This is a genomic window from Streptomyces sp. YIM S03343, assembly GCF_054729195.1.
This window is the reverse complement of the sequence record NZ_JBPUKX010000001.1, coordinates 6289705-6305289: the sequence shown is the minus strand read 5'-3', so window position 1 is coordinate 6305289 and position 15585 is coordinate 6289705. Positions and strand designations below refer to the sequence as shown.

Below are 15585 nucleotides of genomic sequence, written 5' to 3'. Positions count from 1 at the left end.
GATGATCGCGTCCTGGTACGACAGGCAGGGCCCCGCCGCGGAGGTGCTCCAGGTCGGCGAGCTGCCGGACCCCACCCCCGGTCCCGGCGAGGTCCGGGTCCGCGTCACGGTCTCGGGCGTCAACCCCGGCGAGACCAAGAAGCGGCGCGGCTGGCTCGGCTCGGCGATGCCGTATCCGCGCGTGATCCCGCACAGCGACGCGGCCGGAGTCGTCGACGCGGTCGGTGAAGGCGTCGACGCTCACCTCGTCGACCGGCGGGTGTGGGTGTACGGGGCCCAGTCCTACCGCCCCTTCGGCACCGCCGCCCAGTACACCGTCGTCCCCGCCTCGCAGGCCGTGCCCCTGCCCGACCACCTCTCCGACGACCTCGGCGCGAGCCTGGGCATCCCCGGCATCACCGCGCACCGCACCGTCTTCGCCGACGGCCCCGTCGACGGCAGCGTGGTGCTGGTGCAGGGCGTCCTCGGCGCGGTCGGCTCGCTGGCCGCGCAGCTCGCGCACTGGGCCGGGGCCACCGTGATCGGCACCGTACGGCGGGGCACCGACCTTGAGCGCGTCGACCCGACGGCGGTGGCGCACGCCGTCGCCCTCGACGCCGCCGACCCTGCCGCCGCGATCCGCGCCTACGCGCCCGAAGGCGTCGACCGGGTCATCGAGGTCGCCCTGTCCGACAACGCCGACCTGGACTGCGCCGTCGTACGCGACAACGCGGTCATCGCCGCGTACGCGACCCGCGCCGACCGCCCCGAAATCCCCTTCTGGCCCCTGCTGTTCAACAACGTCACCCTGCGCATGTTCGGCAGCGACGACTTCCCTGCCGAGGCCAAGCGCCAGGCCGCCCGCGACCTCACCGCCGCGGCTGCCACGGGAGCCCTCACCGTCATGACCGGCGCCCGCTACCCACTGAGCGACATCACCGAGGCCCACAACCGCGTCGACGCCGGACTCCACGGCCGCGTACTCGTCGACATCCCGCAACCGTAAGCGGGCCAAGTCCCTCGGACGGCTCGGGCATGGTTCGGCCAGGGTGTGGACAATCCAGGGAACGTAAGTTCGATACGCGACGCTTCAGGTCCGTCACCCGTTCACACCCCCGCGCCCCACTCTTTCGCCGTGCGGCCCCGAGCGGCCCAAACCAATCCGCTGACCTGGGGAAACACCCCCTTGCCCGAGGCAATCACCCACCCCCTCCCCCCGTTCCTGACGCCCTCTCAGCGAGCGCCCCCGCCCCACTCCCCCTTTCCTCAAAAGTGACCGGAAGCGACCGGAAGTGCAGGCACCGCTCAGGAACCGGAGGAGTCCCGATGCGTCGTAGCGCTCGTCTGCTGGCCAGTGCCGCGCTTGCCCTCGGGGCCGGTGGGCTGGCCGCCGGGATTGCTTACGGCGTCCACGGGCAGGTGCTGGAGCTGGTGCCGTCCACCGCTGTGCCCGGGGACGAGGTCACCGCCAGGACCACCGACTGCCCCGATCGGGGTAAGGCCACAGGCGACGCCAGTGCCGTCGGCGGCGGTGCCTTCACGCTCGCGCCCTCGCCGGGCGGCACCGGTGCGGCCGGGCGGTTCCGGGTGCCGGAGAGTGCTCAGCCGGGGACGTACGAGATCGTTGCCCAGTGTGCCGGCGGCAAGCAGGAGGTCAGCGGGGATCTGGTGGTGTCGCTGACGCCGCCGCCCAGCCCTGAGCCCACGCACTCCGCCGGTGGTGGCCTTCCGCACGGCAGTGTGAAGACGGGGGTCGGTGGCGCCTTCGGGACCGACCCCGTGCAGACCGCGGCCGGTCTGGCGGCTCTCGCCGTCGCCGCCGCGGGCGGTACCTGGCTCCTGCATCGCCGGGCGAGAGGCGACGGGATCTGACGGACACCCTCCGCTGTCCGTCCGCCGGTACCGCACTTCCCCTCCCCCTCCGGGTCCGACGCCCCTCGTGGCCCGGAGGGGGACAGAGGGCGGAAAAGAGGGGTTCCTGTGCCTCGCAGAAGCAGAAGCAGAAGCTGGACCAGAAGTGGAAGCAGCCGGTGTCGTACGGGGTACCCGCGTCGTCGCCTCGGCAGCGTCTCCATAGCCGGTGTCACCCTCCTCGCCCTCTGTTCCGGTGCCCTGCTGCTGCACAGCGGGGCCGAGGCTCATCCGCCGCCGCAGCCCGCCGCCGAGGCGCGCGTCGATCTGCGGGTCGAGCGGCCCGCCGTGCCCCCGCTGCCGCCCTCCCCTCCCGACCGCATCCGCATCCCCGCCATCCACGTCGACGCGTCCCTCATGGGTCTCGGGCTCACCCCCTCCGGCAGTCTCGACGTACCGCCCCCCGAGCGGACCGACCTCGCCGGGTGGTACGAGGCCGGCACCACCCCGGGTGAGACCGGCACCGCCATCGTCGCCGGCCACGTCGACAACGCCGACGGGCCCTCCGTCTTCTACGACCTGGGCGCCCTCAAACGCGGCAACACCGTCGAGGTCGACCGGCGCGACGGGAGCGTCGCCCTGTTCGTCGTCGACTCCGTCAAGGTCTATTCCGCCAAGGAATTCCCCGATCAGAAGGTTTATGGGGCTGCAGATCGGCCTGAGTTGCGTGTTATCACCTGTGGCGGCGGGTATTCCCGTGCCACCGGATATCAGGGAAATGTTGTTGTGTTCGCCCATCTGACCGGCAGTCGGTGAATTCCGACCCCGGCCACCGCGTCCAGAGCGCGAATCGGCCAGATTCACAGGAAACATGCCCGACCTGGCGAAAAGACGATCTTGACCGGATCTGTGGGGCGGCCGGACCATGCGCTTGTGTGTGCGAACCGGATAGAAGCGATGGTGCGCCGTGACGCGGCGCTTCTTGAGGACGATCTGCGCTTATTTCTGGGCGCGTTGAGTACCGCGGAGGGGGCGGAGGGGGCGGCGGGCGTCTACGGCGGCGCCCTTCAACGGTGCCTCTCCTTTCCCGTGGCCGATGCCCTCGGGTCCAAGGTGGGGCAGCAGGCCCTTCCCCCGACCCCTGACTCACCCGGCGGGCAGGCTCCGCTGCGGCCCTCGTTGGTCTACTGGGCCTACCGCAACTACCGTGGTTTCCCGGACGTTTCCGGGGCCGAGGCCCATCTCGCCGATCTCTCCGTCATCCGGCGCACCGCCGTCTCCGTACGCGTCCTGCTCAAGGCCGCCGTCGTGCTCGACGACATCCAGGACGGCAGCGACATGCGGTACGGCGAGCCCGCGCTGCATGTCACCCACGGCATACCCGTCGCACTCAACACTGGGTCCTGGCTGATCGCGGAGGCGTTGCGGTACGCCGCCCACCCCGAGGTCGTCAGCAGTCTCGTCCGGAGCATCGGCGGCGCGTTCACCGGGCAGGCCGCCGACCTGGCCGCCCGAACCGACGTCACCCGCGCCGAGTTGCTCGCCGCCTCCCGCGACGACCGCGTGCGCTTCTGGGAGTCCGTCGCCGTCCTCAAGACCGGCACCCTCTTCCGCAGGCCCCTCGATGCCGCCATCGCCGGTCTCGGTGTCGTCGCGGAGGACCGAGACACCCTTGACGAGGCCATGCGCCAACTCGGGCTCGCCAGCCAGCTGTTCAACGATCTCACCGACCTCGTCCCCGAGTTCGGCGGCGCCAACCTCCACGAGGACTTCGACGGGCTGGGCAACCGGGTGTTCCTGGAACTGCTCAGCGCGCCCTTCGAAGACGCCGCTCCCGCCGGCAAAGAACTCCAGGACCTCGTCCTCGGCCACCCCGACTTCCACGACACTCTCGTCTACCTCGCCGCCGAAGCCGTCGAGCTGAAGCGGGCCGCCAAGGACGCCGTGCACTCCGTGTGCCGCTCCGAGGACAGCGCCGCCTACTTCGATCTGACCATCGAGCGCAAGGGTCACCTCATCGACCGCCTCCACGACGCCCTACGCCGAGCAGGGAGCGGATCTTGACGGACACCACCGCGGCACCCCTCTCCGCCTCCGTCCGGCTGCACACCGCCCTACGGCCCTGGCACGACGCCCTCGAAGCCACCCCGTTCGCCCACGCCCTGCTCTCCGGCACCCTGCCCCTCGACCGCTACATAGGCCAACTCACCGCCTACCACGGCATACTCGGCGCCCTGGAGGAGGAACTTTCGCGCAGCAACTCCCCCACCGTCACCGCCGTCTACGACGACACCCTCGCCAAACTCCCCCTCATAGAGCGGGACTTACGCCACTTCGCCCAGCCCGGAGTCCGGACCACAGAGCCCGGAGTCCCTCAACTCGGGATCCGGACCGCAGAGCCCGCCGTCCGCGCCTTCGTCGCCGACATCCACCGCACCGCCACCACCGCGCCCCCCGAACTCCTCGGGTTCCTCTACGTCCTCGAAGGCTCCACGATGGGCGCCCTCTATCTCCTCCGCTTCGTCCGCGACACCTTCGCCCTCACCGCCGGTACCGACGGCGTCGCCTACTACGCCAGCGGTGACCGCGAGCGGTGGCGCCGTCTGATCGCGCGCCTCGACGCCGCACTGCCCGACGCCGACGCCCAGGACCAGGTCCTCGCCGCAGCCGAGCGCGCCTACCGTCACACCGCCGCCGTGACCGAGGCCCTCTCCACCGGCCTCCTCCCCCACGCCTCGTAGACAATCTCGCCGACCCACTCCCACCTGCGCAAACAGCCCGCCCCCCAGCTCCTCACAGGCCGCCCCCACCCCCGCCCAGACCCCTCACACCACCCCCCGCCCCCCGCTGAGGGCAGCGTTCCCCGCGGGAAACAGGGGTGATGCGGCCGGGTAACGTCCGCCCCGCACGCTGCCGTGCATGACCTCGAATTCGCGTGTGGTGGTGATCGGCGCCGGCCTCGCGGGCGTACGGCTCGCCCAGCGGCTCGGTGAGCTCGGCACGCCTCCGCTGCTGATCGGCGAGGAGGAGCACGCGCCGTACAACCGCGTGCTGCTCGCCGAGGTGCTGGCCGGACGGTACGCGCCCGAGGTGATCGCGCTGCCCGCGCCCGGCGGGCTGCTGCGCGGCCGGGTCACCGGGATCGACCGCGCCGGGCGGACCGTGAGCTGCGCCGACGGCTCGGTGATCGCATACGACACCCTGGTGCTCGCCACCGGGTCCAATCCGGTGCTGCCGCCGCTGCGCGGCCTGTTCACCGGGCGGCACGGCGAACTCCCCGAAGGCGTCCACGCGTTCCGCACCATGGACGACTGTCTCGGACTCGCCGAGGCGGTACGGCCCGGGGTGCGCGCCGTCGTCATCGGCGGCGGGCTGCTCGGTGTGTCCGCCGCCCGCGCCCTCGCCGCGCGCGGTGCACAGGTGGTGCTCGCCCAGCAGGCCGAACGGCTCATGGAGCGCCAGCTCGACCCGAGTGCCTCGAAGCTCGTCCGGGGGTACCTCCGGGATCTCGGTGTCGAGGTGCACACCGAGTGCCGGGTGCGTGATGTGCGCTGCGAGGGCAGCACCCCGGGTGCCGCCGCGCGGGTCCGCTCCGTCGAGCTGGCCGACGGTTACACCCTCGACGCCGATCTCGTCGTCCTCGCCTGTGGCACCCGCCCGCGCACCGGGCTGGCCGAGGAGGCCGGGCTCGCGGTGCACAACGGCGTGATCGTCGACGACGAACTGCGTACCTCCGACCCTCACATCCATGCCGTCGGCGACTGCGCTCAGCACGGGGGAACCGTCTACGGTTTCGCCGCTCCCGCGCTCGAACAGGCCGAGACGCTGGCCGGGGTTCTGACCGAGGTACAGACCTTCGTCCCAGTAGGGGGGCCGGTCGGGTCCATAAATACGAGTAGCAAATTCCAATATAGTGGCACCCGCGCCCTCACCCGCCTCACGCTCTCCGGAGACGAGGTCCTGGACCTCGCCGCATTCGGGCGAACAGAGGCGGAGCCGGGCGACGACGTGATCCAGCTCACCGACGCGACGCGCGGTACCTATCGCAAAGTCGTCGTTCGCGACGACCGTCTGGTCGGCGGGGTCCTCGTCGGCGCGCTCGGCACCGTCGGCGTGCTCGCCCGTGCCTGGGAGGGAGCAGAGTCGCTCCCCGATACCGGCCATCTGCTCCATCTGCTGACCAATGACGGAGGCTCCTGATGCCTACGACCGCATCCGCAGGGGATCTCTCCCGCCCCGCCATCGTGCTCATCGGCCACGGCATGGTGGGCCAGCGCTTCCTCGAGGCGCTCGCCGACCGCGGCCTGACCGGTACGCACCGGGTGGTCGTGCTGTGCGAGGAGTCGCGCCCCGCCTACGACCGTGTGCATCTGACCTCGTATTTCGCCGGCCAGACGCCCGATGAGCTGTCCCTGACGGACAGGGCGTTCATCGAGGAGCACGGCATCGAGCTGCGCGTCGGGGACCCGGCCGAGAGCATCGACCGCCAGGCGCGCACCGTCACCGCCCGCTCGGGGGAGGTCTTCGGCTACGACGTCCTGGTGCTTGCCACCGGCTCCTACGCCTTTGTACCGCCGGTGCCGGGCAAGGACGCCGAGGGCTGCTTCGTCTACCGCACCATCGACGACGTCCTCGCCATCGAGGAGTACGCGAAGGCGCAGGCCACGACGGGTGCGGTGGTCGGCGGCGGGCTGCTCGGGCTGGAGGCCGCGGGTGCGCTCAAGGGGCTCGGGGTCATCACCCATGTGGTGGAGTTCGCGCCGCGGCTGATGCCGGTGCAGGTCGACGAGGGCGGTGGCGCGGCGCTGCTGCGCACCATCCAGGACATGGGGCTTGGCGTTCACACGGGCGTGGGCACCACGGAGATCGTCACCGACGAGTCCGGCCGTGTCAGCGGCATGAAGCTGTCCGACGGGTCCGTGCTCGCCACCGACATGGTGGTGTTCAGCGCCGGTATCCGGCCCCGTGACCAGCTCGCCCGGGACTGCGGACTCACGGTGGGCGAGCGGGGCGGCATCGCGGTCGACGAGCAGTGCCGCACCCTCACCGACCAGCACGTCTTCGCCATCGGCGAGTGCGCGATGACGGCGGACGGTCTGGTCTACGGCCTGGTCGCGCCGGGTTATGAGCAGGCGCTGACGGCCGCCTCTACGATCGCTGAGGACGAGGCGTCCTTCACCGGCGCCGACCAGTCCACCAAGCTCAAGCTGCTCGGCGTGGACGTGGCCTCCTTCGGCGACGCGCACGGCACCACCGAGGACTCCCTGGACGTCGTCTACTCCGACTCCCGCGCCGGTCTCTACAAGAAGCTCGTCATCGGCCGCGACGGCACCCTGCTGGGCGGAATCCTGGTCGGGGACGCTGAGGCGTACGGCACACTGCGGGCGCTCACCGGTTCCGTCCCGCCGGTGGCGCCGGAACAACTGGTCCTCCCCGCGGGGGCGAGCGGTCCAGTCCAGCTGGGACCCTCGGCCCTTCCTGACGATGCGGTCATATGTTCTTGTCACAATGTGACCAAGGGCACAATCCGCGCCGCCGTGACGGAGCACAACTGCACCACCGTGCCCGAGGTGAAGAAGTGCACCAAGGCCGGAACGGGCTGCGGAAGCTGCCTCAAGGTACTCAGCCAGCTCGTCACCGCCGAACTGGAGGCGTCCGGCGTCGAGGTCGACAAGGGGCTGTGCGGCTGCTTCTCCCAGACCCGCGAGCAGCTCTACGAGATCGTCCACACGCTGCGCATCACCTCGTACCGGGAACTGCTCGACCGCCACGGCCGCGAGGCCGCCCGGGGCAGCGAGGGCTGCGAGATCTGCAAGCCCACCGTCGGCTCGATCATCGCCTCCCTCGCGCCGACCATCGGCGCCAGCGGCTACGTCCTGGACGACGAACAGGCCGCGCTCCAGGACACCAACGACCACTTCCTCGCCAACATCCAGAAGAACGGCTCCTACTCGGTCGTCCCGCGCATCCCCGGCGGTGAGATCACCCCGGAGAAGCTGATCGTGATCGGCGAGATCGCCCGGGACTTCGGCCTCTACACCAAGCTCACCGGCGGCCAGCGCATCGACCTCTTCGGCGCCCGCGTCGAACAACTCCCGCTGATCTGGACCCGGTTGGTGGACGCCGGCTTCGAGTCCGGGCACGCCTACGGCAAGTCGCTGCGCACGGTGAAGTCCTGTGTGGGCCAGACCTGGTGCCGTTACGGCGTCCAGGACTCCGTACGGATGGCGATCGAACTGGAGCTGCGCTACCGGGGGCTCAGGTCGCCGCACAAGCTGAAGTCAGCCGTCTCCGGATGCGCCCGCGAGTGCGCCGAAGCCCAGTCCAAGGACTTCGGCATCATCGCCACCTCCAACGGCTGGAACCTCTACGTCGGCGGCAACGGCGGCGCGAGCCCCCGCCACGCCGACCTCCTGGCGCAGGACCTGTCCGACGGCGAACTCATCCGGCTGATCGACCGGTTCCTGATGTTCTACATCCGCACCGCGGACCGTCTGGAGCGCACCGCGTCCTGGCTGGACCGGATCCCCGGCGGGCTCGGCCATGTGAAGGACGTGGTCGTGCACGACTCGCTCGGTATCTGCGAGGAACTGGAGATGCTGATGGCGGACCACGTCGCCCACTACCGCGACGAATGGGCCGAGACCATCAACGACCCCGAGCGGCTCGCCCGGTTCGTGTCCTTCGTCAACGCCCCCGACACACCCGACCCGGTCGTCGGCTTCGTCCCGGAGCGCGACCAGATCAAACCTGACCTGCCACTGCTCACCATCGGCCACCGTCCCCTGGAAGGAAGTGCCCAGCGATGACCATGGCACCCGAGAAGACCGACCTGAACGTCCAGATCCGGCTGGAGAAGGACTGGTTCACGGTCTGCGATCTGAACCGGCTGCTGCCCGGCCGCGGTGTTGCGGCCCTGCTGGCGGACGGACGGCAGATCGCTGTGTTCCGTGACCGGTCGGACCGGCTCTACGCCATCGACAACCGTGACCCGTTCACCGGTGCGGCCGTCCTCTCCCGCGGACTGACCGGCACCAGCGCCGGTCACCCGTTCGTGTCCTCCCCGCTGCTGAAGCAGCGCTTCGACCTGGAGACCGGGCAGTGCCTGGACGACGAGTCGGTGCGGGTGGCGGCGTACGAGGTCAGGGCGGCCTGACCCGCTGATCGCCGGTCTGACCGCCTCACGCGAAAGGGCGGCTCCCCCGCTCGCCTCGCGAAGGGGCGGCTCCCCGCGCGGGCCCCGCACAGGCCTCGCCCGGGGTGCCGCCCCCTCCTTTTCTCGTGCGCCGGAGCCGCCGTCGGCCGGGGTGAGGGTTGACGGCCGATGACGGCTCCGGGGCTCCGAGCGGGGGTCGGCATCCCCCGCGTGCTCGGGTCAGCGGTGGTCGCTGCCGGCCGACTGGGTCGCCGCCCGGCCCGCCTCCAGACGGGCGACGGGGATCCGGAACGGCGAGCAGGAGACGTAGTCCAGCCCCACCTCGTGGAAGAAGTGGACCGACTCCGGGTCGCCGCCGTGCTCACCGCACACGCCGAGCTTCAGATCGGGCCGGGTCGCGCGTCCCGCCTTCGCCGCCGCCCGGACCAGGGAGCCGACACCGTCGCGGTCGACGGTCTCGAAGGGTGAGACCCCGAAGATGCCCTTCTCCAAGTAGGCGGTGAAGAAGGACGCTTCGACGTCGTCCCGGCTGAAGCCCCACACCGTCTGGGTGAGGTCGTTGGTTCCGAAGGAGAAGAACTCGGCGGCCTCCGCGATCTGACCGGCGGTCAGCGCGGCGCGCGGCAGCTCGATCATCGTGCCGATGGCCAGCTTGAGTTCGGTGCCGGTGGCCTGCTGGACCGCGGTGATGACCTGGTCGGCCTCCTCGCGGACGATCTCCAGCTCCTGGACGGTGCCGACGAGCGGGATCATGATTTCGGCGCGCGGGTCGGCCTTGGCCGCCTTGCGCTCGGCGGCGGCCTCCGCGATCGCCCGCACCTGCATGGTGAACAGACCGGGGATCACCAGCCCGAGGCGTACACCGCGCAGGCCCAGCATCGGATTCTGCTCGTGCAGCCGGTGCACGGCCTGCAGGAGGCGCAGTTCGTTCTCGTGGGTCTCGTGGCGGGACTCGGCCAGGGCCACGCGGACCGACAGTTCGGTGATGTCGGGCAGGAACTCGTGCAGCGGCGGGTCCAGCAGACGGATCGTCACCGGCAGACCGTCCATCGCCTCGAACAGCTCGACAAAGTCCTTCTTCTGAAGGGGCAGCAGCTGCTTGAGGGACTCCTCGCGCTCGTCGTCCGTGTCGGCGAGGATCAGCCGCTCGACCAGTTCGCGCCGGTCGCCGAGGAACATGTGCTCCGTACGGCACAGTCCGATGCCCTGGGCGCCGAAGCGGCGGGCGCGCAGCGCGTCCTCGGCGTTGTCCGCGTTGGCCCGAACCCGCAGCCGGCGTTTGCGGTCGGCGAAGGCCATCATCCGGTGCACGGCCTCGACGAGTTCGTCGGCATCGTCGGCGCCCGGGTGCATCCGGCCCTCGAAGTACTCGACGACCGGCGACGGCACCACGGGGACCTCGCCCAGATACACCTTGCCGCTGGAGCCGTCGATGGAGATGACGTCGCCCTCCTCCACCACCTGCCCGCCCGGCACGGTCATCCGGCGCCGCTTGGTGTCGACCGTCAGTTCCTCGGCACCGCACACGCACGTCTTGCCCATGCCGCGCGCGACCACGGCGGCGTGGGAGGTCTTGCCACCGCGGGAGGTCAGGATCCCCTCGGCGGCGATCATGCCGTCGAGGTCGTCGGGGTTGGTCTCGCGGCGCACCAGAATGACCTGCTCCCCGGAGCGGGACCATTTGACGGCGGTGTACGAGTCGAAGACCGCCTTGCCGACCGCGGCGCCCGGTGAGGCGGCGATGCCCCGGCCGATCTGCTCCGTCTTGGCGTGCTCGTCGAAGCGCGGGAACATCAGCTGGGCCAACTGGGCGCCGGTGACGCGCTGGAGCGCCTCGGTCTCGTCGATCAGGCCCTGGTCGACGAGCTGGGTGGCGATGCGGAAGGCGGCCCCGGCGGTGCGCTTGCCGACCCGGGTCTGGAGCATCCACAACCGGCCGCGCTCGATGGTGAACTCGATGTCGCAGAGGTCCTTGTAGTGGTTCTCCAGCGTCGCCATGATCCGCATCAGCTGGTCGTACGACGCCTTGTCGATGTTCTCCAGCTCGGCGAGCGGCACCGTGTTGCGGATGCCGGCGACGACGTCCTCGCCCTGCGCGTTCTGGAGGTAGTCGCCGTAGACGCCCTGCTGGCCGGAGGCGGGGTCGCGGGTGAAGGCGACGCCGGTGCCGGAGTCGGGGCCGAGGTTGCCGAAGACCATGGAGCAGACGTTGACGGCGGTGCCGAGGTCGTGGGGTATGCGCTCCTGGCGGCGGTAGAGCTTGGCGCGGTCGCCGTTCCAGGAGTCGAAGACCGCCTTGATGGCGAGGTCCATCTGCTCACGCGGGTCCTGCGGGAAGTCCCGGCCGGCCTCCTTCTTGACGATCTTCTTGAAGGCGGCAACGAGCTTCTTCAGGTCGGCGGCCTCCAGGTCGGTGTCCACCGCGGCCTTCTTGGCCTCCTTGGCCCGGTCGAGGGCGTCCTCGAACAGCTCGCCGTCGACGCCGAGGACCGTCTTGCCGAACATCTGGATGAGGCGCCGGTAGGAGTCCCAGGCGAAGCGTTCGTCGCCCGCCTGCTTGGCCAGACCCTGGACGGACTTGTCGGACAGGCCGATGTTCAGGACGGTGTCCATCATGCCGGGCATGGAGAACTTGGCGCCCGAACGGACCGAGACGAGGAGGGGGTCGTCGGTCTGGCCGAGCTTCTTGCCCATCCGCTGTTCCAGGGCGTCGAGGTGCGCACTCACCTCGTCACGCAGTGCCACCGGTTCCTCGCCGCTGTCGAGGTAGACCTTGCAGGCCTCGGTGGTGATGGTGAAGCCGGGCGGGACGGGGAGGCCCAGGTTGGTCATCTCGGCGAGGTTGGCGCCCTTGCCGCCGAGGAGGTCCTTGAGGTCCTTGTTGCCCTCGGTGAAGTCGTAGACGAGTTTTACGTTTTCAATGCGTGCCGGCGCTCCGGCTGGGTGGAGATCTTTGTTTTCCGACACGGGTCTCGACTCTCCTCGGGACTCGGTGGTCTGCCCTGACGGCGGGAACATACCCAGATCGAAGGTGGGTTGGTACGGCTACGCGTGAGTCATGTGTTTGTAACCGGTCGTCTGCCAAGGGATCGAAAGTCAAGGGTTGGCAAGGCGGGGCGGGAGGGCGCCTTCACCTCTTGAACGGGGCGGTGTGCGGAGCGCTGGCAAATCGCTCAGATGAGCAGTTCTGTGCACGGGCGAGTTCGGTCGATGAACGATCACAGGGTGGCACCGAGTGCCAAGCCTTGGAGAAGTGCAGCCACTTGCCATTCGCTCATCTGAGCGCAAGGGGTATCAAGGGTGGCGAGAATCACTCCGTGGGGTGCCGCTTGGTTTCACGATGCGGACGTGGGGTTCACGTCGGAAACGCCGCCGTCACGGAGAAACGACTCGGGCGCCTCCAGGGACACAGCCCGGAGGCACCCGAGGTGCGTCGCGTGTCGTCAGACGGTTGCCTCACGCGCGTAGGTAGTGAAGACGGCCCACTGCCCCCTGGGGAAGGACAGCACCGCCGCCTGCGACTTCGAGTCCCGGACGTGAACGGCACCAGGGCCAGCGGCTACCTCGACACAGTCGCCGCCGCTCGTTCCGCTGTAGCTACTCTTGAACCACGAGAGATCGTTGGGCTGGCCAGAGTGCTGATCGATGCTCATAGCTCCCCTGCAATGCGCTCGATGAGGCAGGCGGATTCCTCGGTGTTGAGGGCCTGTGTTCGCAGCATGCCATGACGCATCCAGAACTCGCTCACCTCGTGCCGGTCAGACCTGACGGTCACGTTGTCCTGAGCCTCCACGTACACGTACTGCTTGCGGTCACCGGACTCAAGCAGCACCATCGCACCGTTGAGCCCGCTGTGGGCACCTCTTTCCGTGGGCATGATCTGCAGCTCCACATTACGCAATGCCGAACACCTCAGCAGGTGCTGCAACTGCCCCTGCATCACGGCCGGGCTGCGCACCACGCGTCGGATCGCGGATTCCTCGACGATGAACACGAAGGCGATGGGCGGCTTTGGGTCGGTCAGAAGCGCCTGGCGGGCCAGCCGGGCGGCGACGCGCTGCTCGATCGTCTCGTCGTCCAGAGGCGGGTAGTGCGCTTCGAGCAGCGCTTCCATGTATTCCTCGGTCTGCAGCAGACCAGGGATCAGCGAGGGGTCGTAGGAGAAGCGGCTGACCGCCTCCGCCTCAAGCGCGGCGAAGTCCTGGAAGAACAAAGGAAACTTGGCCAGGTCCACGTCCTCCTGCAGCGCCTCCAGCGCCCCGCACGCCTCCAACACCCGCTCCACCGCCCGCGTGAACGACGCCTTGGCCGGTCGCCGCCCCTGCTCCACCGACGCGACCGTCTCCACCGAATAGCCGATGACATCCGCGAGGGCCTGCTGGGTGAGTCCGGCGCGCTCGCGGAAGAGGCGGACGAGCTTGCCGTAGGCGATCCATACTGCGGGGAATTCCCTATTCGGCTTGCGGCGGAAAGCCGTAAGGCAATCACGTTCCCGTTCGCTGCTCTTGGCCATGACGTCCACGCCCCCTGCCCGACTCGGGTGTCTGTTCGGGAGGTGCAACGAGCCGACCGCCGTACAGGTGACGGCACGGGACCCGTACAAACGCCGTACGAACCCGTACAACCGCCGTACCGCGCCGCACGTACGAGGGCGTGACCTGTTTGCGCACGTCGCGTGACGGGACGGTTACGCCATGGAATCGCCCGAAGTCGTCGTCGCCGAACAGGCCACGCCCGTCCCACAGTTCACGATCCTCCTCAGCGCCACCGCCCGAGGCGCCCGCCTGGCCCGCCACCTCGCGACGCAGCAACTGGCCTCCTGGGGGATCCCGTACTCCACCGACGCGGCCTGCGCCGTCGCCCTCGTCACGGCGGAACTGGCGGCCAACGCGGTCACCCACGGCCGCCTGCCCGGCCGGAACTTCCGCCTGACCCTGCTGAGGCACCCGGACCGCATCCGTATCGAGGTCACCGACGCCCGCCCCGAGTACGTACCGCCGACGGCCCCGCAGACCGCACCGCCCGCCCCGGAGTCGGACTCGGGACGGGGCCTGCTGCTGGTCGAGGCGTACGCCGACCGCTGGGGCTGCGAGGCCCGGGACAGCTGCACGAAGACGGTGTGGGCCGAGATCGCGCACCGCTGACCGCCCGTGGGCGGCTGGGGCGGGGATCCCTGCCCGAGAGCGTCCAGCGAGAGTCGGCTCTTCCGATAGCTCCGGTGACGACCATGTCGCCCATGTCGAACCCGCTGGCCTCGCCTTGGCCGGGGCGTACCGTGAACTGCGCAGTGATCAAGGAGAGTAACTCATTCCTCTGGACACGGCTGCCGGTTCACCACCGTGCAAAGGGCTCCCGCGCGGCAATGTCCGGACAGGCCCGGTCGAGCGCACGGCGGAAACCATGAGCCAGCGCCGCCAGCATGTCTTCGGCGTCTGAAAGCGAGGCTGTTTCGGTCGCCGGGTCGGGAAGCCAGCTGGTCTGCGTCGTACAGGTCATGGTGATCTGTTCGGCAACCGGGTCGAACGCGATGACCCGTTCGATCCCCTGCCCGTAGAGGTCGATCCGCGCCCGCTCCTTCCGGCGGAGGGCCGTACATGCCTGGGGAAGTTGCTCGATGACCGACGACAGGTCGTAGGAGACATCCACAGGCCACGGATCCTGGCCGAACCCTGCCACGTGGAAGCGGCAGTCCGTCTCGGCCAGGAGCTCGCAGGCATCCATGACCAGCGACTCGTAGTCCTCGGCGAGTTCGAGGTCATGAGTCACGGGGACGTCGGAGGTGGGCGGAGACACAGCCATACGGAAGTGCACGGAGCTGCTCATTTCTTCAGGATCGGGAACGCCGTCCTGTAAGAGCCATCGGGTTTGTGGACCAGCCTCGCGTAGTTGTCCTCGACGATTTCACCGTCCGGCATGATGACCTTCCCCATTCCCGGAGGCAGTTCCACTTCACGCACCCCGCCGTTGGGGTCGTGATGCGTTCTCAGGAAATCCAGGGCCTTATCGTTGTCCACCCATTGCCCCTGCTGATGCCCGTGCTGCGGGCGCGGTCGGTCAGACTGGATGAGAGGCAAACGCCCAAGCTCCGGCCGGCAATTGATCGCGGAGCTTGGAAAGTTCGGCCAGGTAGGCTCTCGGATCGAGGTGGAACCCGCGCTGTTCGGGCTTCCAGACGGCCGTGACGTACTTCATGTGAGACCTTCCGCGGCGAGAGGCGGTCGCCGCCACTTGTGTCCCGTGGTGTCCTCGGCCCCTCTGGGTCCGATACGGCCAACTTTCCGCAGTTCGCTGATGATCCGTCCCTTGATGGCCTTATTCACACCAGGTGGGATCTCGACTTCTGAGGCCTTGATGCCATCAGTAGTAGTCCTCCTGCTTTCGCATCCGGCCCGTGGGCTCGATCTCGTCTCGCAGGAATGTGTACACCTCCTCCTCTCCGTCGAGCAGCACTGCGTAGGCGGGGGAAGCCGATTCGTCAGGCGGCTCCGTGATGCCGAGGATGCCTCCGAGCTTGCCTTCCAGATCGGGCCTGTCGGGGGCCCGGAGCACACGCACTTCCGCATAGAACGGGAGGGTGTCCGCCATTGGGCGTCGGTCCA

Annotated in this window: 15 protein-coding genes; 9 read left to right on the top strand and 6 right to left on the bottom strand. The window is 69.2% G+C overall.

Annotated elements, in window-relative coordinates:
- The first annotated feature begins 1 nt into the window (after position 1).
- From ACSYGN_RS27495 to nirD, 8 genes are all read left to right on the top strand, one after another.
- Positions 2-985 carry an NADPH:quinone reductase gene (locus ACSYGN_RS27495; RefSeq protein WP_460403785.1) on the top strand — a complete coding sequence of 328 codons (984 nt, stop codon included), beginning with the start codon at positions 2-4 and terminating at the stop codon, positions 983-985.
- Between the two features lie 320 nt (positions 986-1305).
- Positions 1306-1851: a hypothetical protein gene (locus ACSYGN_RS27490; RefSeq protein WP_460400150.1), complete on the top strand. Its 546-nt coding sequence runs from the start codon at positions 1306-1308 to the stop codon at positions 1849-1851.
- A gap of 201 nt (positions 1852-2052) precedes the next feature.
- Entirely contained in the window at positions 2053-2646 is a 594-nt protein-coding gene (locus ACSYGN_RS27485; RefSeq protein WP_460403783.1) for a class F sortase, read from the top strand.
- A gap of 141 nt (positions 2647-2787) precedes the next feature.
- The gene (locus ACSYGN_RS27480) at positions 2788-3894 is read left to right on the top strand and encodes a polyprenyl synthetase family protein (RefSeq protein WP_460400148.1); all 1107 of its coding nucleotides are present in this window, start codon (positions 2788-2790) and stop codon (positions 3892-3894) included.
- Positions 3891-4571: a biliverdin-producing heme oxygenase gene (locus tag ACSYGN_RS27475; RefSeq protein WP_460400146.1), complete on the top strand. Its 681-nt coding sequence runs from the start codon at positions 3891-3893 to the stop codon at positions 4569-4571. Before ACSYGN_RS27480 ends, ACSYGN_RS27475 begins: the two co-directional genes overlap by 4 nt.
- A 178-nt stretch (positions 4572-4749) precedes the next feature.
- Complete coding sequence (locus ACSYGN_RS27470) at positions 4750-6030, top strand: NAD(P)/FAD-dependent oxidoreductase (RefSeq protein ID WP_460400144.1); 1281 nt, start codon at positions 4750-4752, stop codon at positions 6028-6030.
- Positions 6030-8639 carry a nitrite reductase large subunit NirB gene (nirB, locus tag ACSYGN_RS27465; protein WP_460400142.1) on the top strand — a complete coding sequence of 870 codons (2610 nt, stop codon included), beginning with the start codon at positions 6030-6032 and terminating at the stop codon, positions 8637-8639. Before ACSYGN_RS27470 ends, nirB begins: the two co-directional genes overlap by 1 nt.
- Positions 8636-8986, top strand: a complete 351-nt coding sequence (gene nirD / locus ACSYGN_RS27460; protein WP_460400140.1) for a nitrite reductase small subunit NirD — start codon at positions 8636-8638, stop codon at positions 8984-8986. The genes nirB and nirD overlap by 4 nt, the downstream gene beginning before the upstream one ends.
- Positions 8987-9205: 219 nt before the next feature.
- On the opposite strand, the gene ppdK is transcribed toward nirD, so the two are convergent.
- The 3 genes from ppdK to ACSYGN_RS27445 form a co-directional block, all read right to left on the bottom strand.
- Positions 9206-11953 (bottom strand): pyruvate, phosphate dikinase, encoded by a 2748-nt coding sequence (gene ppdK, locus ACSYGN_RS27455; protein WP_460400138.1) that lies wholly within the window; start codon positions 11951-11953, stop codon positions 9206-9208.
- A 476-nt stretch (positions 11954-12429) separates the two neighbouring features.
- The gene (locus tag ACSYGN_RS27450; protein WP_460400136.1) at positions 12430-12639 is read right to left on the bottom strand and encodes a DUF397 domain-containing protein; all 210 of its coding nucleotides are present in this window, start codon (positions 12637-12639) and stop codon (positions 12430-12432) included.
- Entirely contained in the window at positions 12636-13499 is an 864-nt protein-coding gene (locus ACSYGN_RS27445; protein ID WP_460400134.1) for a helix-turn-helix domain-containing protein, read from the bottom strand. The genes ACSYGN_RS27450 and ACSYGN_RS27445 overlap by 4 nt, the downstream gene beginning before the upstream one ends.
- A 181-nt stretch (positions 13500-13680) precedes the next feature.
- On the opposite strand from ACSYGN_RS27445, the gene ACSYGN_RS27440 reads away from it, so the two are divergent.
- Entirely contained in the window at positions 13681-14130 is a 450-nt protein-coding gene (locus ACSYGN_RS27440; protein WP_460400132.1) for an ATP-binding protein, read from the top strand.
- 187 nt (positions 14131-14317) lie between these two features.
- Here ACSYGN_RS27440 and ACSYGN_RS27435 read toward each other — a convergent pair whose 3' ends face one another.
- The 3 genes from ACSYGN_RS27435 to ACSYGN_RS27425 form a co-directional block, all read right to left on the bottom strand.
- A complete protein-coding gene (locus ACSYGN_RS27435; protein WP_460400131.1) occupies positions 14318-14809 on the bottom strand; it encodes a hypothetical protein in 492 nt (163 codons plus the stop codon).
- On the bottom strand, positions 14806-15000 hold the full coding sequence (locus tag ACSYGN_RS27430; RefSeq protein WP_460400129.1) for a hypothetical protein: 195 nt from the start codon (positions 14998-15000) through the stop codon (positions 14806-14808). Before ACSYGN_RS27430 ends, ACSYGN_RS27435 begins: the two co-directional genes overlap by 4 nt.
- Positions 15001-15343: 343 nt before the next feature.
- A complete protein-coding gene (locus tag ACSYGN_RS27425) occupies positions 15344-15571 on the bottom strand; it encodes a hypothetical protein (RefSeq protein WP_460400127.1) in 228 nt (75 codons plus the stop codon).
- Between the last annotated feature and the right edge of the window lie 14 nt (positions 15572-15585).